The 18,571-nt window shown below is 59.4% G+C and carries 15 protein-coding genes and 1 other RNA gene; 6 read left to right on the top strand and 10 right to left on the bottom strand.

The window, feature by feature from the left end:
* The first annotated feature begins 27 nt into the window (after positions 1-27).
* On the top strand, positions 28-264 hold the full coding sequence (locus tag EGY12_RS17610; RefSeq protein ID WP_004931354.1) for a major outer membrane lipoprotein: 237 nt from the start codon (positions 28-30) through the stop codon (positions 262-264).
* Positions 265-404: 140 nt separating this feature from the next.
* Here the strand turns inward: EGY12_RS17610 and EGY12_RS17605 are convergent, their stop codons facing one another.
* The 7 genes from EGY12_RS17605 to sufA all read right to left on the bottom strand — a co-directional run bounded on the left by EGY12_RS17605 (position 405) and on the right by sufA (position 7,325).
* Positions 405-1,418 (bottom strand): L,D-transpeptidase family protein, encoded by a 1,014-nt coding sequence (locus EGY12_RS17605; protein WP_049200270.1) that lies wholly within the window; start codon positions 1,416-1,418, stop codon positions 405-407.
* A gap of 298 nt (positions 1,419-1,716) precedes the next feature.
* Positions 1,717-2,133, bottom strand: a complete 417-nt coding sequence (gene sufE / locus EGY12_RS17600; RefSeq protein WP_123894793.1) for a cysteine desulfuration protein SufE — start codon at positions 2,131-2,133, stop codon at positions 1,717-1,719.
* Between the two features lie 35 nt (positions 2,134-2,168).
* Positions 2,169-3,395 (bottom strand): cysteine desulfurase SufS, encoded by a 1,227-nt coding sequence (gene sufS, locus EGY12_RS17595; RefSeq protein ID WP_123894792.1) that lies wholly within the window; start codon positions 3,393-3,395, stop codon positions 2,169-2,171.
* Positions 3,392-4,678 (bottom strand): Fe-S cluster assembly protein SufD, encoded by a 1,287-nt coding sequence (gene sufD, locus EGY12_RS17590; protein WP_123894791.1) that lies wholly within the window; start codon positions 4,676-4,678, stop codon positions 3,392-3,394. The genes sufS and sufD overlap by 4 nt, the downstream gene beginning before the upstream one ends.
* A complete protein-coding gene (gene sufC / locus EGY12_RS17585; protein ID WP_004931365.1) occupies positions 4,653-5,399 on the bottom strand; it encodes a Fe-S cluster assembly ATPase SufC in 747 nt (248 codons plus the stop codon). The genes sufD and sufC overlap by 26 nt, the downstream gene beginning before the upstream one ends.
* Before the next feature lie 43 nt (positions 5,400-5,442).
* Complete coding sequence (gene sufB / locus EGY12_RS17580; RefSeq protein ID WP_123894790.1) at positions 5,443-6,939, bottom strand: Fe-S cluster assembly protein SufB; 1,497 nt, start codon at positions 6,937-6,939, stop codon at positions 5,443-5,445.
* Between the two features lie 14 nt (positions 6,940-6,953).
* Positions 6,954-7,325, bottom strand: a complete 372-nt coding sequence (gene sufA / locus EGY12_RS17575) for a Fe-S cluster assembly scaffold SufA (RefSeq protein ID WP_004931368.1) — start codon at positions 7,323-7,325, stop codon at positions 6,954-6,956.
* Between the two features lie 526 nt (positions 7,326-7,851).
* Between sufA and EGY12_RS17570 the strand changes: the two genes are divergently transcribed.
* The gene (locus EGY12_RS17570; RefSeq protein WP_047727659.1) at positions 7,852-8,256 is read left to right on the top strand and encodes a hypothetical protein; all 405 of its coding nucleotides are present in this window, start codon (positions 7,852-7,854) and stop codon (positions 8,254-8,256) included.
* A 45-nt stretch (positions 8,257-8,301) separates the two neighbouring features.
* On the opposite strand, the gene menI is transcribed toward EGY12_RS17570, so the two are convergent.
* Entirely contained in the window at positions 8,302-8,718 is a 417-nt protein-coding gene (menI, locus tag EGY12_RS17565) for a 1,4-dihydroxy-2-naphthoyl-CoA hydrolase (RefSeq protein ID WP_123894789.1), read from the bottom strand.
* Entirely contained in the window at positions 8,715-11,771 is a 3,057-nt protein-coding gene (locus EGY12_RS17560) for an FAD-binding and (Fe-S)-binding domain-containing protein (protein WP_123894788.1), read from the bottom strand. The genes menI and EGY12_RS17560 overlap by 4 nt, the downstream gene beginning before the upstream one ends.
* Before the next feature lie 245 nt (positions 11,772-12,016).
* Between EGY12_RS17560 and ydiK the strand changes: the two genes are divergently transcribed.
* Both ydiK and rprA read left to right on the top strand, forming a co-directional pair.
* Entirely contained in the window at positions 12,017-13,117 is a 1,101-nt protein-coding gene (gene ydiK / locus EGY12_RS17555) for an AI-2E family transporter YdiK (RefSeq protein WP_123894787.1), read from the top strand.
* A 253-nt stretch (positions 13,118-13,370) separates the two neighbouring features.
* An RNA gene (gene rprA, locus EGY12_RS17550) (antisense sRNA RprA) lies at positions 13,371-13,482 on the top strand.
* Between the two features lie 109 nt (positions 13,483-13,591).
* On the opposite strand, the gene ppsA is transcribed toward rprA, so the two are convergent.
* Complete coding sequence (ppsA, locus tag EGY12_RS17545; protein ID WP_123894786.1) at positions 13,592-15,970, bottom strand: phosphoenolpyruvate synthase; 2,379 nt, start codon at positions 15,968-15,970, stop codon at positions 13,592-13,594.
* A 460-nt stretch (positions 15,971-16,430) separates the two neighbouring features.
* On the opposite strand from ppsA, the gene EGY12_RS17535 reads away from it, so the two are divergent.
* Entirely contained in the window at positions 16,431-17,291 is an 861-nt protein-coding gene (locus tag EGY12_RS17535) for a pyruvate, water dikinase regulatory protein (RefSeq protein WP_162215433.1), read from the top strand.
* Positions 17,292-17,488: 197 nt separating this feature from the next.
* Positions 17,489-18,535 carry a 3-deoxy-7-phosphoheptulonate synthase gene (locus tag EGY12_RS17530; protein WP_123894785.1) on the top strand — a complete coding sequence of 349 codons (1,047 nt, stop codon included), beginning with the start codon at positions 17,489-17,491 and terminating at the stop codon, positions 18,533-18,535.
* The last annotated feature ends 36 nt before the right edge of the window (positions 18,536-18,571 follow it).

The following is an 18,571-nucleotide window of genomic DNA, read 5'->3' as shown; positions in this document are numbered from 1 at the left end:
GATTAACTCAATCTAGAGGGTGTTATAATGAATCGTACTAAACTGGTACTGGGCGCGGTAATCCTGGGTTCCACTCTGCTGGCTGGCTGCTCTAGCAACGCTAAAATCGATCAACTGTCTTCTGACGTTCAGACTCTGAACGCTAAAGTTGATCAGCTGAGCAACGACGTGAACGCAATGCGTTCTGACGTTCAAGCGGCTAAAGACGACGCAGCACGCGCTAACCAGCGTCTGGACAACCAAGCTCACGCTTACAAAAAGTAAGATAGCTTTGGTTATTGAAAACGGCGCACATTGTGCGCCGTTTTTTTTGCCTGCTTGTCGGGTCTGGGGTTCCCCTTCGGCAGACAAAAAAAAGAGGCTCAGCATGCTGAACCCCTCTTCGACTGCTCAATCCTGCAAACTTAGTTCACAGAACTGATTGGCGCTGCCTTGAATGGGCTCTTATTCGCCGCAGGAGCCGCTACAGGCGTTAAACTCACCTCAGACGGACTCTCCCCAACGTTGACCAGCACCGGCATGCCAGAACGGCGTACAACCGCGCTATCGAACACGGCACGATCGGTTTGCCCATCCGCAGCAAAGGCTTTTTCCGCTTTAGACAACGCAATCGGCATGGTCTGCGGATCGTCGCTTTCTACCCGCGACAGCGGCTGATGCACTTCCACATAGCGCTTGCCGTCCGGTTCGACCGAAATCTTCACCGGATCGTTGATCACCTGCACCCGCGTGCCGCGCGGCACCTGATTGAACAGCGCCTCGATGTCCGTCGGACGCAGACGAATACAGCCGGAGCTAACGCGCATGCCGATACCGAAGTTGGCGTTAGTGCCGTGGATCAGGTATTCACCGCGCCCCATCGCCAGACGCAGGGCGAACAGCCCCATCGGGTTCTCAGGGCCGGCCGGCACCACCGCCGGCAACGTCACGCCCTGGGACTGATAGCGTTTGCGGATATTGGCGGTTGGCGTCCAGGTCGGGTTAGGGATCTTCTGGCTGACGGAGGTTACCTCCAGCGGCGTATGCATCCCGGTCTGGCCGATACCGATCGGATAGACGATTACTTTGTTCTCGCCTTTCGGATAGTAGTAAAGGCGCAGCTCGGCCAGGTTGACGATGATCCCTTCACGCTTGGTGTCAGGCAGCAGCATTTGGGTCGGAATGGTCAGCACCGTACCCGGCTTGGGCAGGAACGGGTCGGTGCCGGGGTTAGCTTCCAGCATGCCCAGTAGGCCAATCTTGTAGTCGGCGGCGATCGCCTCCAGCGGACGGCCGTCGTTTGGCACGGTATAAGTGGTGTTTTCACCGATCAGACGGCTGTCCGGCGGCGGCAGCGGGTACTCGGTCGCACTGGCGGCCTGCGTGCCGGCCAATACGGTGGCGAAGACCATGCCCATTAAACTCAACGCACGTTTCATTATCATCCCTATATTTTTTATGACGGTTCGTCCCCAAGGCTAACGAGCGCCTGGCGGCGGGTAAATCAGACAATACCTGATTAATACTAGCAACGCTGGCATCAAAGGCAATAAGTTCTCTAAAAATCAACACGTTATAACGTAATCGCCGTCGCTGATTGTCAACGAAACGTCAACGGATAAGCTGCTGAAATATCACTGAATTGGGGATGTTGCCTGAAGCGAAAACGGGGATTGTAAAGACTCATTGACAAAGTGAATGTATCAATGAGCCTTCAAAGACGAGGGGCGTTAAGGCTCAGATCAGCTGTGCGGCTTTACTGCGAATGGCGCGGATCATCGCCTCCAATCCCTGTGAACGCGAAGGCGTCAGATGTTGGCTGAGCGCCAGCTCGGCGAAAAACGGCCGCACGTCGAGATCGACGATCTGCTGCGGCGTCAATTGACGATACAGAATAAACACCACCGCCAGCAGCCCTTTGACGATCGCCGCGTCGCTGTCGCCGTGAAACTCGAGCTGCCCCTGCTCATCAAGGCGCATTACGATCCACACCTGACTCTGACAGCCGGAGATCAGGTTGCCGGCCTGTCGTTCGGCCTCGTCCAGCGGCGGCAATTTGGCGCCGAGTTCAATCACGTACAGGTATTTCTCCTCCCAGTTCAAACAGCGGGAGAAATTACGCACCAATTTATCTTTGTCCGGCAAATTCGCCATGGGGATCCTTTTGTACCGCCGGGGCGCACCCCGGCTTAGCCTAATAGCTGATGAATGCGTTGCAGCCCGGCCACCAGCCGGTCCACCTCTTCACGGGTATTATATAACGCCAGCGAAGCGCGGCACATGCTCGGCACCTGATAAAACGCCATCAGCGGCATCGCGCAGTGATGGCCGGTGCGAATGGCGATGCCGTACTGATCGAGGAAGCTGCCGACGTCATAGGCATGGTGTTCCCCCAGGTTGAAGGCGATCACCCCGGCACGATGAGCCGGGCCATAGACTTTCAGCGTCGGCACTTGGCTGAGCGCCTCAAGCGCGTAGCGCATCAGCGATTGTTCATAATCGTGGATCGCATTCAGCCCCAAGGCTTCGACATAATCGAATGCCGCTCCCAGCCCCATGATGCCGGCGGTGTTCGGCGAGCCGGCCTCGAAGCGCCACGGCGGATCGGCGAAAGTGGTACCCGCCGTCAGGCTGACCTGACGGATCATCGAGCCGCCCCCTTCCCACGGCGGCATCTGCTGCAGTAGCGCCTGACGGCCGTACAGCATGCCTATGCCGGAAGGACCGTACAGCTTGTGGCCGGAAAACACGTAAAAATCGCAGTCCAGCGCCTGGACATCAATGCGTTGGTGCATCACCGCCTGCGCGCCGTCCACCAGCACCGTCAAATCCGGCGCCAGGGCTCTGGCGCGGGCGATGATGTCGCGCACCGGGTTGACGGTGCCCAGCACGTTAGACACTTCGGTCAGCGCCAGCAGTTTACAGGACGCATCAAGCAGCTCCGGTAGCCGCGTCAGATCCAGCGTACCGTCCGGCTGTAGCGGCCACACCCGCAGCTGCAGCCCGCGCTCCTGCGCCAGCATCTGCCACGGCACGATGTTGGCGTGGTGCTCCATCTCGGTGATGAGAATCGCATCGCCCGGCTGCAGCAGGTGGCGACCAAAGCTGTTGGCCACCAGATTGATGCCTTCGGTGGTGCCCTTGACGAACACCATCTCTTCCGCCGAGGCGGCGTTGATAAAGCGCGCCGCCTGCTCCCGCACCGCTTCCATCTGCTGAGTCGCCTCGGCGCTCAGAGTGTGAATGCCGCGATGCACCGCCGCATAACCGTGGCGGTAGAATTCCAGCTCGCGGTCGATCACCGCCTGCGGTTTCTGCGCGCTGGCGGCGCTGTCGAGATAGGCCAGCGGTTGGCCGTTCACCTCACGCGCCAGCAGTGGAAAATCGCTGCGCACGCGTTCAATCGGATAACTCATGCAGCCTCCCCCGGCAGGCGCTGGGCGATGCGCGCCAGCACCCGTTCCCGGATGGTGTCGTTGGCGATGCCTTCGGTCAGCTCGGCGGCGAAGGCAAAGATGATCATCTGCTGCGCCGCGTGTTTGTCGATGCCGCGCGACTGCAGATAGAACAGCTGCTCTTCATCGATACGCCCCACGGTGGCGCCGTGGCTGCATTTGACGTCGTCGGCGTAGATCTCCAGCTGTGGCTTGGTATCCACCTCCGCCACCTTACCCAACAGCAGGTTATGGTTGGTCATCTGGCCATCGGTTTTGATCGCGTGCTTGGCCACTTTGATCATGCCGTTGAACACCGCCTTGCCGCGATCGCTGACCACGGTTTTATGCAGCTGGCGGCTTTCGCAATAGCCCTTGTTATGCTCCAGATAGGTGCGGGTATCGCAGATCTCTTTGCCCACCGGCAGCACCAGGCTGTTGATCACCAGGTTTGCGCCTTCGCCGTTCAGCTGTGCGCTGGTGTTGTGCCGCGTCAGGCCGGCGCCCAGCAGGAAGCTGTCGCTTTTCACCCGCGCGTCGCGGCCGATAACCAGATCGTTATGGGCAAAGTGGTAGCTCGGCTGGCTCTCAAACGCCAGCTTGCAGTGCAACAACCCGGCGTTGTCCGCCACGTTGGCGGTCAGGCGCGCGCCGGTGAAGTGCGCGGCCTCGCCCAGGCTGACATAGTGTTCAATCACTTCCGCCTCGGCGCTGCGGCCGATCTCCAGATGATGACGATGATGCACGGTGTTCACTTCCCCGCTGGCGCCGCGTCCGCTGCTGACGTGCAGCAGGTACAGCGGGCGGGCCGGGGCTTTGCCGGCCGGCAAGCGAATCAGGCTGGTTTCCTGCGCCAGGCTTTCGGTCAGGTGCAGGAAAATCTCCGGCTGGATCGGCTCCGGCAGCGCCTGCGGCGTGCCGTAGGCGGTCAACTCGAACTGGTAGTCGCCCAGATCGCCATCGCTGAGCGCGGCGCTGTAGCGGCCGTCGATAAACACCAGCCGACAGGCGTCGATGTCAAGCGCCAGCGCCGCAAGCTGCTCTGCGCTCACCGGCGCGGGCTGCGGATCGAGGAACTGCTGCTCCAGCAGGCTCTCCAGCGGCGTGTATTTCCAGTTTTCATGCTTGCGCGTCGGCCAACCGAGGCGCAGCGCCTGCTGCCAGTGCGCCAAGGCGTGCGGCGAACGCTCGCCGCCGCGGCCTTCGAACAAGCGATACAGCTGCTGCAGCGCGTTTGAGTTATTGTTGGTCGGTAAGCCAGCCATAGCCCTGCTCCTCCAACTGTTTCACCAGCGAGAAATCGCCGGATTTGACGATACGCCCCTGGGACAGCACGTGTACGTAATCCGGTTTGATGTAGTCCAGAATGCGCTGGTAGTGGGTCACGATGATAAAGGCGCGCTTGCCGTCCCGCAGCGAATTGACGCCGTTGGCGACGATCTTCAGCGCGTCGATGTCCAGGCCCGAATCGGTTTCATCGAGAATGCACAGATCCGGCTCCAGCGCCGCCATCTGCAGAATGTCGTTGCGCTTTTTTTCGCCGCCGGAGAAACCGACGTTGACCGATCGGGTCAGCAGATCGGCCGGCATATCCAGCAGCGCGATTTTCTCTTCGATGAAGTCGGCGAAGTCAAAGCGATCCAGCGGCTCCTGTTCGCGGTATTTGCGCACCGCGTTGACCGACGTCTGCAGGAAGAAGTGGTTGCTGACGCCGGGGATCTCCACCGGGTACTGGAAGGCCAGGAACACGCCTTCGCCGGCGCGATCTTCCGGATCCAGTTCCAGCAGATCCTTGCCCTTGAAGGTGACTTCCCCTTCTGTCACTTCGTATTCTTCGCGCCCGGCCAGCGTGGCGGACAGCGTGCTCTTGCCCGATCCGTTCGGCCCCATGATGGCGTGCACTTCGCCCGGTTTGATCTCCAGATCCAATCCCTTGAGGATCTCGTTGCCTTCCACACTGACTTTCAAATTCTTGATGCTTAACATGCTGTGTCCTCAGATAGCGCCGGCGGCGCTAAAAATGCGGCGATTAACCCACGCTGTGTTCCAGGCTGATGGCCAGAAGTTTCTGCGCCTCGACGGCGAACTCCAGCGGCAGCTCGGAGAAAACGTCCTTGCAGAAACCGTTGACGATCATCGAAATGGCGTCATCCTCGCTGATGCCGCGCTGCAGGCAGTAGAACAGCTGGTCGTCGCCGATCTTCGAGGTGGTGGCTTCGTGCTCCAACTGAGCGCTGTTGTTGCGCGCTTCAACGTAAGGGAACGTGTGGGCGCCGCTGTCCGGCCCGATCAGCATCGAGTCGCACTGAGTAAAGTTACGGGCGTTTTCCGCCCCCGGCAGGATTTTCACCAGGCCGCGATAGGTGTTCTCGCTGTGGCCGGCGGAGATGCCTTTGGCGATGATGGTCGACTTGGTGTTTTTGCCGATGTGGATCATCTTGGTGCCGGTGTCCGCCTGCTGATGGCCGCTGGTCAGCGCCACCGAGAAGAATTCGCCGATCGAATTGTCGCCCTGCAGGATCACGCTCGGGTATTTCCAGGTGATGGCCGAGCCGGTTTCCGACTGGGTCCAGGACATTTTCGAGCCGGCGCCTTCGCACAGCGCGCGCTTGGTGACAAAGTTGAGGATGCCGCCCTTGCTCTCGCCGCCGGAGAACCAGTTCTGCACCGTCGAGTATTTCACTTCGGCGTCTTTGTGCAGGATCACTTCCACCACCGCCGCGTGCAGCTGGTAACTGTCGCGCACCGGGGCGGAGCAGCCTTCGATGTAGCTGACATAGCTACCTTCGTCGGCGATCAGGATGGTGCGCTCGAACTGGCCGGTTTTGGCGGCATTGATACGGAAATAGGTCGACAGCTCCATCGGGCAGCGCACGCCTTTCGGCACATAGACGAAAGTGCCGTCGGAGGCTACCGCGGCGTTCAGCGCGGCAAAGAAGTTATCGTTGGAGGGCACGACGCGCCCCAGGTACTGACGCACCAGTTCCGGGTATTCCTGGATCGCTTCGCCGAACGAGCAGAAGATCACCCCGCTCTCCGCCAGTTTTTCACGGTAAGTGGTGGCGACCGAAACCGAGTCGAAGATAGCGTCCACCGCCACCTCGCTGCCCTCGCGCACCGGCACCCCGAGCTGATTGAACGCCAGCTCCACTTCGCTGGTCAGGTAATCTTTGTCCGTCGCCGCGCCCGGTTGCTGCTCGGCGCCGGGTTGCGAACCGCAGGCATCATCGCAGCTGCCACAGGACGGCGCCGAATAGTAACTGTAATCCTGGTAGTTCAGGCGATCGTAATTGGCCTTCAGCCAGTGCGGCTCTTCCATCTGCAGCCAGGCGCGGTAAGCCTCGAGACGGAATTCCAGCATCCACTCGGGTTCGTTGCGCTTGGCCGAGATGGCGCGCACCACCTCTTCGTTGATGCCTTTGGCCAACTCATCGGTTGCCAACTGGGTGAAGAAACCTTCTTTGTAGCGACCTTCGCTGACCCAAGCCTGCACTTCATTAGGCATTTCTACATTGCTTCGTGTCATGTTGATTGCATCGCTCAAACGCCAAAGCTCTCGCCGCACCCGCAGGCATGCTGAGCTTTAGGGTTGTTGAATTTGAATATCTGATTCAGCCCTTCGCGGACATAATCTACCGTGGTGCCATCGATGAACGGCATGGCCTTCAGCGGCACATAGAGTTTGGCGCCGTCGCGCTCAAACAGCAGATCGTCATCGGCGGGTTCGCGGGTCAGATCCAGTACATAGGCAAAACCGGCGCAGCCGGATTGTTTCACCCCTAGCTGCAGCCCTTTCACCTGCGGATCCTGCTGCATCAGTTTCGTTATTTGTCGTACGGCGCTGTCGCTGAGCGAAATGCCTTGCCAGACATTTTCATCCAGAGAAAAAGTGCCGACATTTTCCGTTTGCATAGGGTCTACCTCACACTCGTGTTTGGCCACAGCCAATCTGGGTTACTTATATGTTAGTGATAACGATTATCACTTCAACCGTTTGTTTTGCGGGGGTATCCGCCGCGAGCGCGGTTTTTCGCTGCGGCGCGCGGCAAGCCAACGGGACACACGTGGCGGCTTGTGGCGTCAGGTGGCAGAGTGTGCATGCTATCCCTATGAATTTGTTCTGTATCCTGCCTCACCCTACCGCTCTCCCCGGTGGCCCGTCAGCGTTACAGCGCTGCGGTGCGTTGCCGATCTAAACATTCATAGAAAATACCTATTTCTGCATTCTGTCTGTCGTAAATGTGCGTTTATCGGCATTTCGCGGCGCTGCGCAAGCACGCGGCCCTCAGGTTAAAGTTTAGTCGCTGAGGACTAAGTTGGGTCGGCTACGGTCTTTTCCCTCTGGACAATGAAAAAACGCCACGCCGGGGATTGATCGGCAACGCGGCAATTTATATGATAATGATTATCATTCAATTGCAATTTGAGCGCGAAGCCAATGACTCTTTCGATCAACGCATGGTTGCTGGGCAAGATTGATGAATACAAATTCAGCGTGCGCGACGCCACGGTGGACTTTTATATGGCCGAAGCGGCGCTGCGGCGCCCGGAATGCAATATCGACCACCTGAAACGATACAACAGCGTCAGCCTCACCATGGCTAATCTGTGTCTGGAGAACGGCGACGACGACAGCTACCTGCACGCGCTCAGCAAGCTGCATAATCGCCTGATCGTCGAGATCAACAACCCGCAGCGCTGCCAGCTGTTTCGGGTGCAAAGCTACCACTTCGCCCGCCACACGCTGACGCTGATCTGCCAAAAATATGCTATGGAAGGCACCTGGGAAAAGGCGAACGCGTTTCAGAAGGACTTCGTCAAACGCGTACCGTTTCAACTGTAAGGCGAAAGGCTCCGCAGGCCGATCGCCTGCGGAAACCGGCGGGAATCAGTCGATGACCGCCGTGGTCAGACGCGAGGTGCAGCACAGCCGATCGCGCCCGTCGAAGATCTCGATTTGCCACACCTGATGGCGACGGCCGACGTGCAGTGCGCGACACACCCCGCGCACCTGGCCATCGAACACCGCGCGCAAGTGGTTGGCGTTGATCTCCAGCCCCACCACTTTCTGCTCGCCTTCGCTGCACAGGTAGCCGGCCATCGATCCCATCGACTCTGCCAACACCACCGATGCTCCGCCGTGCAACAGCCCGAACGGTTGCCGGGTGCGGCCATCGACCGGCATGGTGGCCTCGAGGAAATCTTCGCCCAGCTGGGTAAACTCGATGCCCACATGGCTGACCATGCAGCCGTCGCCGGCGCGGTTCAGCTGCTCCAGCGATGTTTCACGTTTCCACAATTTCACTCAATCATCTCCAGAAGTGCCTGTAATGGGTGGCGCACGCCATTGCCCTCAATGCGTTTCACCTGGCTGCGGCAGGAATAGCCGGTTGCCAGGCAACGCTGCCGCGGCAGGCGCTGCAGCGTCGGATGCCATGATAGCTCATAAATGCCGAGTGAGTTTTGCAGGTTCTTGGCTTCATGACCGTAAGTGCCCGCCATGCCGCAGCAGCCGACGCTGACGTTCTCCAGTTTGGCGCCGAAACGGGCGAAGATCGCCGCCCACTGTTGGCCGCTGGCCGGCAGCGCGGTAGTTTCGGTGCAGTGGCCAAACAGATACCACGGCTCGCCGGTCGCCGGCTGTTCGGCGCGATCCGCGATCCGCTGCTGTAGCCATTCATGCACCAGCTGCACCTGGAAATCGCCGCGCTCGGCGCCGAGGATCTCGCGGTATTCGTCGCGGTAGCACAGCACCAGCGCCGGATCGACCCCCACCAGCGGCATGCCGAGCTGCGCCACGCGGTTGAGGAAATCGGCGGTTTTGCGCGCGGTGCGGGCAAAACGCGTCAGGAAGCCTTTCACATGTTGCGCCTTGCCGTTCGGCGAGAACGGCAGCAGCGCCGGTTTATAGCCGAGTTTCTCCACCAGCCGGACAAAGTCCGCCACCACTTTGGCGTCGTAATAGCTGGTGAACGGATCCTGGACGATCAGCACATGTTCAGCGCGCTGCTCGGCGCTCAGCCCTTCCAACTGCTCCAGCGTCAGTGTGGTCGCGCGGTGGCCGGACAGCTGCTGACGCAGCGTCGGGCTGGACAACAGCGGTAGATCGACCATACCGATGGCGTTGCGGCTCATCTCCCGCAGCCACGGCTGGCGGAAGAAGAAGTTGAACACCTTCGGCGCGCGGGCCATCAACGGGGTATAGCTCTCCACGCCGGCGACCATGTAGTCGCTCATCGGGCGCAGATAGCGGGTGTGGTAGAGCTGCAGGAAGCGCGAACGGAATCCCGGCACGTCAATCTTGATCGGGCATTGGGTGGAGCAGGCCTTGCAGGCCAGGCAGCCGGACATCGCCTCTTTTACTTCGTGCGAGAAATCGTACTCGCCCTTGCCGGCGTGCCAGCTGTTGCGGGTTTTTTCGATCAAACCGCGCAGGCTGACCCGCTGCTGCGGCAGCTGTTTCTCCAACGCCAGCGGATCGACACCCTGCTCGGCCAACAGACGCAGCCATTCGCGCACCAGCGTCGCCCGCCCTTTTGGTGAATGAATGCGGTTGCCGCTGATCTTCATCGACGGGCACATCGGGCTGCGCACGTCGAAGTTGAAGCACAGGCCGTTGCCGTTACACTCCAGCGCGCCGCGGAACGAGGTGCGCACCTCGACCGGGATCTGGCGATCGAAGGTGCCGCGTTTGACCGCATCCACCTGCATCATCGGCGCATCCACCGCCAGCGGCGAACAGATCTTGCCCGGATTCAGGCGGTTATCCGGATCGAATGCCGCCTTGATGCGGCGCAGCTCTTCATACAGCGTTTCCCCGAAGAATTCAGGGCTGTATTCCGCGCGGAACCCCTTGCCGTGCTCGCCCCACAGCAGACCGCCGTATTTGGCGGTCAGCGCCACCACCTGATCGGAGATTTGCTTCATCAGCACTTCCTGCTGCGGGTCGCACATGTCGAGCGCCGGGCGCACGTGCAGCACCCCGGCATCGACGTGGCCGAACATACCGTAGCTCAGGTTGTGGTCGTCGAGCAGTTGGCGGAATTCGACGATATAATCCGCCAGATGTTGCGGCGGCACGCAGGTGTCCTCGGCGAACGGAATCGGCTTGGCGCGCCCTTTGGCGTTGCCCAGCAGCCCGACCGCCTTCTTGCGCATATTGTAAATGCGCTCGATGCCCGCCAGATCGCCGCAGATTTGGTAACCGATCACGCCGCCCTGCCGCTGCGCGATCAGTTCGTCCAGCCGTTGACACAGGGTTTCCATCTGGCCGTCGATCAACGCCCGATCGTCGCCGGCGAACTCGACGATGTTCAGCCCGAGCATCTCTTTATCCGGCACGTCGGCGATCAGTTCGTTCACCGAGTGCCACACGATGTCTTCACGCGCCAGATTCAGCACCTTGGAATCGATGGTTTCCACCGACAGCGCCTTGGCTTCGACCATAAAGGGCGCATTGCGCAGCGCCGAATCGAAGGAGTCGTATTTTACGTTAACCAAACGGCGCACTTTCGGCAGCGGCGTGATGTCCAGCCGCGCCTCGGTAATAAACGCCAGCGTGCCTTCGGCACCGGTCAGGATGCGCGTCAGATCGAAGGTTTGCAGATCGTCGCTCAGCACATGGCGCAGATCGTAACCGGTGAGGAAACGGTTGAGCTTGGGGAATTTCTCCAGGATCAGCGCACGCTGCTCGCGGCAGCGGTTCAGCACCGTGCGGTAGATGCACCCTTCGGCGGTCTCTTCCAGAGCAATCGTTTCCGCCAGCGCCGTCGGCATGGCACGGGTATCGATCATCTCGCCGCCCAGCAGCACCGCCCGCAGGCCTAATACGTGGTCCGAGGTTTTGCCGTACACCAGCGAGCCTTGGCCGGAGGCGTCGGTGTTGATCATGCCGCCCAACGTGGCGCGGTTACTGGTGGACAGTTCCGGCGAGAAGAAATAGCCGAACGGCCGCAGGTATTGATTGAGCTGATCCTTGATCACCCCGGCTTCGACTTTTACCCAGCCTTGTTCGACGTTGATCTCCAGAATGCGGTTCATATGGCGCGACATATCGACCACGATACCGGTATTGAGCGACTGGCCGTTGGTGCCGGTGCCGCCGCCGCGCGGGCTGAAGGTCAGCGTATTGAATCGCTCTTCCCCGGCCAGGCGTGCGATCAGCGCCACGTCGGCGGTGGAACGGGGAAACACCACCGCATCGGGCAACAGCTGATAGATGCTGTTGTCGGTGGCCATCGTCAGCCGGTCGGCGTAGCTGGTGGCGGTGTCGCCGTTGAATCCGTTTTGCTTCAGTGCTTCCAAAAAGTCGAGCACCCGTTGAACGAGGCCGGGCGCCTGAGAAATCTGTGGGATCATTCGCTTTTTTGACCCTGTCCGTCTATTTTTTATGCGCTGATGTACGCTGAATCGGGCCTTTAATTCAGACCCACCCTATTTTTTAGTGACACTAAAAACTAACATACTCGTTTAGTGAAGGCATTCACATTATTACCGCCCTGCGAGCGCCGCCACAGGCGGCCGCCCGGCGGTGAGAAACCGACCGACAGGCACCCCGATTCCCCGGTGCCAGGGATTTAATTGACCAGGATGAGAAGCCACTGATGCCACTCCCGCAATCGCGTTACGACTTACCGCGAATTATTTTCGGCGTGCTGTTTATCGCCATCATGATCGTCGCCTGTTTTTGGGTGATCCAACCGTTTATTCTCGGCTTCGCCTGGGCGGGCATGGTGGTGATCGCCACCTGGCCGCTGCTGCTCAAACTGCAAAAGCTGCTGTGGGGCCGCCGCTCGCTGGCGGTGTTGGTCATGACCCTGATGCTGATCCTGCTGTTCATTCTGCCTATCTCCCTACTGATCAGCAGCGTGGTGGATAACAGCGCGCCGCTGATCGCTTGGGCCAGCTCACCGGGCAAGCTGCACATTCCCGACCTCGCCTGGTTACAGTCAGTGCCGATGATCGGCGACAGACTCTACACCAGCTACCACACGCTGGTTAACGCCGGTGGCGCCGCGCTGCTGGCGAAGGTACAGCCGTACTTCGGCCAGACCGCCACCTGGTTCGTGGCGCAGGCGGCACATATCGGCCGTCTGCTGCTGCACTGCGCGCTGATGCTGCTGTTCAGCGCATTGCTGTATGCGCGCGGCGAGCAGGTAGCGCTGGGTATTCGTCACTTTGCGGTGCGTCTCGGTTCCGCGCGCGGCGATGCGGCGGTGCTGTTGGGCGGCCAGGCGATCCGCGCCGTCGCGCTGGGCGTGGTGGTGACGGCGCTGGTGCAGTCGGTGCTGGGCGGCATCGGTCTGGCGGTGAGCGGCATTCCGGCCGCCACCCTGCTGACAATGTTGATCTTCATCTGCTGCGTGGCGCAATTGGGGCCGCTGTTGGTGCTGGTGCCGGCCATCATCTGGCTATACTGGCATGGCGACACCACCTGGGGCACCGTGCTGCTGGTCTGGAGCTGCGTGGTGGCCACGTTGGATAACGTGCTGCGTCCGGTGCTGATCCGTATGGGTGCCGATCTGCCGCTGCTGTTGATCCTGTCCGGCGTTATCGGCGGTTTGCTGGCCTTCGGCATGATTGGCCTGTTCATCGGCCCGGTGGTGTTGGCGGTGTCTTATCGCCTGCTGACCGCCTGGATGGATGAAGCGCCGGAGCCGACCACCGCGCCGGAGCAAGTCATCGAAGATCTGGAGAAACGCTAATCCCCTTTCCGCCCGCATCGTCGGGCGGAATATTTCGCCCTGTCATTATCCCTACCTCATTCGAGTAATATCTTCGTCAAATATAATGCCGCTATATATTGATTGAGACTCGGCGAATGAAAGATGCAATGTAAACCCCTGTTTGTTGCAAGCGATAAAAAGAGATAACGCCCGCAAATAAAATGTGATGCCGCTATCGATTAGGATGATTCTTAATGACTAGTCGCGTTCAAAAATCTAGTATTATGGCCATCTATTGCTTCAAATCACTGATTTTAAAGCAACCTTTCTGAACAATGTAATGCCATACATGTGAATTGCTGTGTGTAGTCTTTGCCCATCTCCTACGGTGGGCTTTTTTTTATTCTTTTTTCGCCAAATTGATTATTTTACGCGCCGTTATTTACATTCAGAAATAAAAAGGCCGCAGCGTAAACTGCGGCCTGACGTTAATGCCTTAGCGATGCCGAGACATTATTTCTTTTTCGACAAATTGATCCAGGTCTGCACCACGGTGTCCGGATTGAGCGACAGGCTGTCAATGCCCTGCTCCATCAGCCACTCGGCGAAGTCTTCGTGGTCGGATGGGCCCTGGCCGCAGATGCCGACGTATTTGCCGTGGCGCTTGGCCGCCTGAATCGCCATCGACAGCAGCGCTTTCACCGCCTCGTTGCGTTCATCAAACAGCTCCGACACCACGCCGGAATCGCGATCCAACCCCAGAGCCAGCTGGGTCATATCGTTGGAACCGATAGAGAAGCCGTCGAAGTGCTCGAGGAACTGATCCGCCAACAGCGCATTGGACGGGATCTCGCACATCATGATCACTTTCAGCCCATTTTCGCCACGCTTCAGCCCCTGACGCGCCAACTCGGCCACCACCGCTTCCGCCTGCGCCACGGTGCGCACGAACGGCACCATGATTTCGACGTTGGTCAGCCCCATTTCGTTACGCACGCGTTTCACCGCCTCGCACTCCAGCGCGAAGCAATCGCGGAAGCTGTCAGCTACGTAACGGCCGGCGCCACGGAAGCCCAGCATCGGGTTCTCTTCGTGCGGTTCATACTTGTCGCCGCCCACCAGGTTGGCGTACTCGTTGGATTTGAAGTCGGACAGGCGCACGATCACGCGCTTCGGCCAGAAGGCGGCGCCCAGGGTCGCGATGCCTTCGGTCAGGCGGCCGACGTAGAACTCGACCGGGTGGTCATAACCCTGCATCAGCGCGCGAATTTCGTTTTGCAGCGCCAGCGTCTGCTGATCGAACTCCAGCAGCGCGCGCGGATGCACGCCGATCATGCGGTTAATGATAAATTCCAGCCGCGCCAGGCCCACGCCCTCATTCGGCAAACGCGCGAAGTCGAAGGCGCGATCCGGGTTGCCGACGTTCATCATGATCTTCAGCGGCAGATCCGGCAGCTCGGTCACTTCGGAGCTCTGCACGCTGAAGTCCAGCATATCGCTGTAAACGAAGCCGGTGTCGCCTTCCGCGCAGGAGACGGTGACTTTCTGGCCGTCTTTCAGCACGTCGGTAGCATGGCCGCAGCCCACCACCGCAGGAATACCCAGTTCTCGGGCGATGATCGCCGCATGACAGGTGCGCCCGCCGCGGTTGGTGACGATTGCGGCGGCTTTCTTCATGATCGGTTCCCAGTCCGGGTCGGTCATGTCGGTGACCAGCACGTCGCCCGGCTGGATGCGATCCATTTCGCTGATGTCGTGGATCACTTTCACCGGGCCGGCGCCGATGCGATGGCCGATGGCGCGGCCTTCCACCAGCACCGGGCTGGAGCCGTTCAGTTGGTAGCGCTCCATGGTCTGCTCGTTGGAGCGTACGGTTTCAGGGCGAGCCTGCACGATCAGCAGCTTGCCGGTATGGCCGTCTTTCGCCCACTCGATATCCATCGGGCGGCCGTAATGTTTTTCGATCAGGATCGCCTGCTGCGCCAGCGCCTGCACTTCGTCATCCGTCAGCGAGAAACGGCTGCGCTGCGCTTCCGGCACGTCTTCGATGCGCACTTGCTTGCCGTGATCCTGCGACGGCGCGTACACCATGCGGATCTTTTTTGAGCCCAGGTTGCGGCGCACGATCGCCGGCTTGCCGTTTTGCAGCGTCGGTTTGTGCACGTAGAACTCATCCGGGTTCACCGCGCCCTGCACCACCATTTCGCCCAGGCCGAAGGCGGAGGTAATGAAGACCACCTGATCAAAGCCGGACTCGGTGTCGATGGTGAACATCACGCCCGAGGAGGCCAGATCGGAGCGCACCATGCGCTGTACGCCCGCCGACAGCGCCACGCCACGGTGGTCATAGCCTTGGTGCACGCGATAAGAGATGGCGCGGTCGTTGAACAGCGACGCGAACACGTGCTTGATCGCCACCATCACGGCGTCGATGCCCTGCACGTTGAGGAAGGTTTCCTGCTGGCCGGCAAAGGACGCGTCCGGCATGTCTTCCGCCGTGGCGGAGGAGCGCACCGCAAAGGAGGCTTCCGGTTCGCCGTCGGCGAGCTGTTGGTAAGCCTGATGAATTTCACGTTCGAACTCGGCGTGGAACGGCGTGTCGATCACCCATTGGCGGATCTGGGCGCCGGCCTTGGCCAATTGAGCAACGTCGTCAACGTCGGTCTGATCCAGTAGCTGATAGATGCGCTGGTTAACACCGCTTTGTTCGAGGAAATCGTTAAACGCCTGTGCGGTGGTGGCAAAACCGTTTGGCACGGCCACGCCCAAATCGGAAAGATTGGTGATCATTTCACCGAGGGAGGCGTTTTTGCCGCCGACACGGTCAACGTCGTGCATGCCAAGCTGGTTGTACCAAAGCACATTACGCAAGTCTGGGCCATTGTTGGACATCGAGACAATCCTTATTGCTATCAGTAGGGTAAAGACGGATTTAATTCGCTTGCTTTACGGCGCCGCTAAACACGGAGCGGAATCAGACTAGCACACTGATCTGGGGAAAATGGAAAGGTGAATCGATCAACCCACTGAAGAAAGTGGTTTTTAAGAGAATGTCCTAACCGGCTGATTTGCCTGGGAACCGTTCCCAATCGCACGAAAAGCTTAGTTCTCAACAAATTACGTTCTTTTTAAACTTCTGTTTTAATGACCACGCAAACGCTACCGTTTTTGGTGAAAATAGCGGCAAATTTTCGTTTCGGATCGAAAAACGTCGCTGCGCCATGATTTTTGCCGCCGCCAAAGTGCGCTTTTCTTCGCGCGCCGCCGCAAGGCGGTTTACCGCCTCGCCGTCACAATTTTTTCCCTCGCCCCTTTACCGGTGAATCGTCTGCGGCTCATGATATTGGCAGTGATGACAGCAGGAACACCGTTTTCAGGTAAGGAGCCTCGGGTGGAAAGAAGCGTTTTTTATATTTCGGATGGTACGGCGATCACCGCCGAAGTGCTGGGGCACGCGGTGCTGTCACAGTTCCCGGTCACGGCGACCACCTATACCTTGCCGTTTGTCGAAACCGAGGCCCGCGCACGCGCAGTTCGCCAACAAATCGATGATATCTATAATGAAACCGGTGTACGCCCGCTGGTGTTTTACTCCATCATCTCACCGGAAGTGCGCGATGTGATCGTCCAGAGCCAGGGCTTCTGCCAGGATATCGTGCAGGCACTGGTCGGCCCGCTGCAGGGTGAGTTGGACGTGGAACCCACGCCAGTGCCGAACCGCACCCACGGCCTGACCGCCAGCAACCTCGGCAAGTACGATGCGCGCATCGCCGCCATCGACTATACCCTGGCGCATGATGACGGCATTTCGCTGCGCAACCTCGATCAAGCGCAGGTGATCCTGCTCGGCGTATCGCGCTGCGGCAAAACCCCCACCAGCCTCTATCTGGCGATGCAATTCGGCATCCGCGCCGCCAACTATCCGTTTATCGCCGATGATATGGACAATTTGCACCTGCCGGCTTCGCTGAAACCGTTTCAGCATAAATTATTCGGCCTGACCATCGATCCGGAGCGCCTGGCGGCAATCCGCGAAGAACGGCGCGAAAACAGCCGCTACGCCTCATTGCGCCAGTGCCGTATGGAGATCGCCGAGGTCGAGGCGCTGTTCCGCAAAAACCAGATCCGCTACCTCAATACCACCAACTATTCGGTCGAAGAGATCTCCACCAAAATCCTCGATATCCTCGGCATGAGCCGCCGCATGTTCTGATCTTTTCCTCGCGGGGCCGTCGCGCCCCGCCGCCTGCCGTTTATTTCAGCAGGAGCTGATTTTTTTGTGCTTTTTTTCGCGGTTTTGATCAACAGAACGCAATCTCTACGGTTGAATTCAGCGCTTTTTGCGTTATTGTGATCGCCATCACTTCCCGGCACTCCTGCCGCAGAGAAGAACAGTTTCCAGGGAACAATATGCACAAAACAGATGAACTGCGGACCGCGCGCATCGACAGCCTCGTCACGCCGCAAGCGTTGGCGGACAAGCTGCCGATCTCGGCGGCCGTCGCCGATAACGTGACGGCGTCACGAAAACGCATTGAAAAAATCCTCACCGGTGAAGACCGCCGCCTGTTGGTGGTGATCGGCCCGTGCTCCATCCACGATCTCGACGCCGCCGTCGATTACGCCGGCCGACTGAATGCCCTGCGCGAACGCTACCAGGACCGTCTGGAGATCGTGATGCGCACCTACTTCGAAAAACCGCGCACCGTCGTCGGCTGGAAAGGCCTGATCTCCGATCCGGCACTGGACGGCACCTTCCAGGTCAACCGCGGCATCGAAATGGCCCGCCGCCTGCTGCTGGAAGTGAACCAGCTCGGCCTGCCGACCGCCACCGAATTCCTGGACATGGTGGTCGGCCAATACATCGCCGATCTGATCAGCTGGGGTGCCATCGGCGCACGCACCACCGAAAGCCAGATCCACCGTGAAATGGCCTCGGCGCTCTCGTGCCCAGTCGGCTTCAAAAACGGCACCGACGGCAACACTCGCATCGCCATCGACGCCATTCGCGCGGCGCGCGCCGGGCATATGTTCCTGTCACCGGACAAACATGGCCAGATGACCATCTACCAGACCAGCGGCAACCCGTATGGCCACATCATCATGCGCGGCGGTAAAACGCCCAACTATCATGCCAGCGACATCGCCACGGCCTGCGACAGCCTGCGCGAATTCGATCTGCCGGAGCACCTGGTGATCGACTTCAGCCATGGCAACTGCCAAAAAATGCACCGCCGCCAATTGGAAGTGGCCGACAACGTCTGCCAACAGATCCGCGCCGGCTCTGCCGCCATCACCGGCGTGATGGCGGAAAGCTTCCTGGTGGAAGGCACGCAGAAAATCGTCGCCGGCCAGCCGCTGACCTATGGCCAGTCGATCACCGATCCTTGCCTGAGCTGGTCCGACAGCGAGCAGCTGCTGGCGATGCTGGCGGATGCGATCGATAGCCGTTTCTGACACACTAGAGGCCGGGGCCACGCTCCGGCTTTATCC

This window comes from Serratia sp. FDAARGOS_506 (genome assembly GCF_003812745.1).
In the GTDB taxonomy this organism is placed as follows: Bacteria; Pseudomonadota; Gammaproteobacteria; order Enterobacterales; family Enterobacteriaceae; genus Serratia.
The sequence above is the reverse complement of the archived record's forward strand: the minus strand, read 5'-3'. Positions and strand labels throughout refer to the sequence as shown.

What these genes read in the sequence shown, in the direction of transcription:
- EGY12_RS17570 (WP_047727659.1), top strand. Translation starts at nt 7,852, where the DNA reads ATGACTCTTTCGATCAACGCATGGTTGCTGGGCAAGATTGATGAATAC.
- EGY12_RS17605 (WP_049200270.1), bottom strand. Translation starts at nt 1,418, where the DNA reads ATGAAACGTGCGTTGAGTTTAATGGGCATGGTCTTCGCCACCGTATTG.
- sufE (WP_123894793.1), bottom strand. Translation starts at nt 2,133, where the DNA reads ATGGCGAATTTGCCGGACAAAGATAAATTGGTGCGTAATTTCTCCCGC.
- sufD (WP_123894791.1), bottom strand. Translation starts at nt 4,678, where the DNA reads ATGGCTGGCTTACCGACCAACAATAACTCAAACGCGCTGCAGCAGCTG.
- sufB (WP_123894790.1), bottom strand. Translation starts at nt 6,939, where the DNA reads ATGACACGAAGCAATGTAGAAATGCCTAATGAAGTGCAGGCTTGGGTC.
- EGY12_RS17535 (WP_162215433.1), top strand. Translation starts at nt 16,431, where the DNA reads ATGACAGCAGGAACACCGTTTTCAGGTAAGGAGCCTCGGGTGGAAAGA.
- sufC (WP_004931365.1), bottom strand. Translation starts at nt 5,399, where the DNA reads ATGTTAAGCATCAAGAATTTGAAAGTCAGTGTGGAAGGCAACGAGATC.
- ppsA (WP_123894786.1), bottom strand. Translation starts at nt 15,970, where the DNA reads ATGTCCAACAATGGCCCAGACTTGCGTAATGTGCTTTGGTACAACCAG.
- EGY12_RS17610 (WP_004931354.1), top strand. Translation starts at nt 28, where the DNA reads ATGAATCGTACTAAACTGGTACTGGGCGCGGTAATCCTGGGTTCCACT.
- sufS (WP_123894792.1), bottom strand. Translation starts at nt 3,395, where the DNA reads ATGAGTTATCCGATTGAACGCGTGCGCAGCGATTTTCCACTGCTGGCG.
- sufA (WP_004931368.1), bottom strand. Translation starts at nt 7,325, where the DNA reads ATGCAAACGGAAAATGTCGGCACTTTTTCTCTGGATGAAAATGTCTGG.
- EGY12_RS17530 (WP_123894785.1), top strand. Translation starts at nt 17,489, where the DNA reads ATGCACAAAACAGATGAACTGCGGACCGCGCGCATCGACAGCCTCGTC.
- ydiK (WP_123894787.1), top strand. Translation starts at nt 12,017, where the DNA reads ATGCCACTCCCGCAATCGCGTTACGACTTACCGCGAATTATTTTCGGC.
- EGY12_RS17560 (WP_123894788.1), bottom strand. Translation starts at nt 11,771, where the DNA reads ATGATCCCACAGATTTCTCAGGCGCCCGGCCTCGTTCAACGGGTGCTC.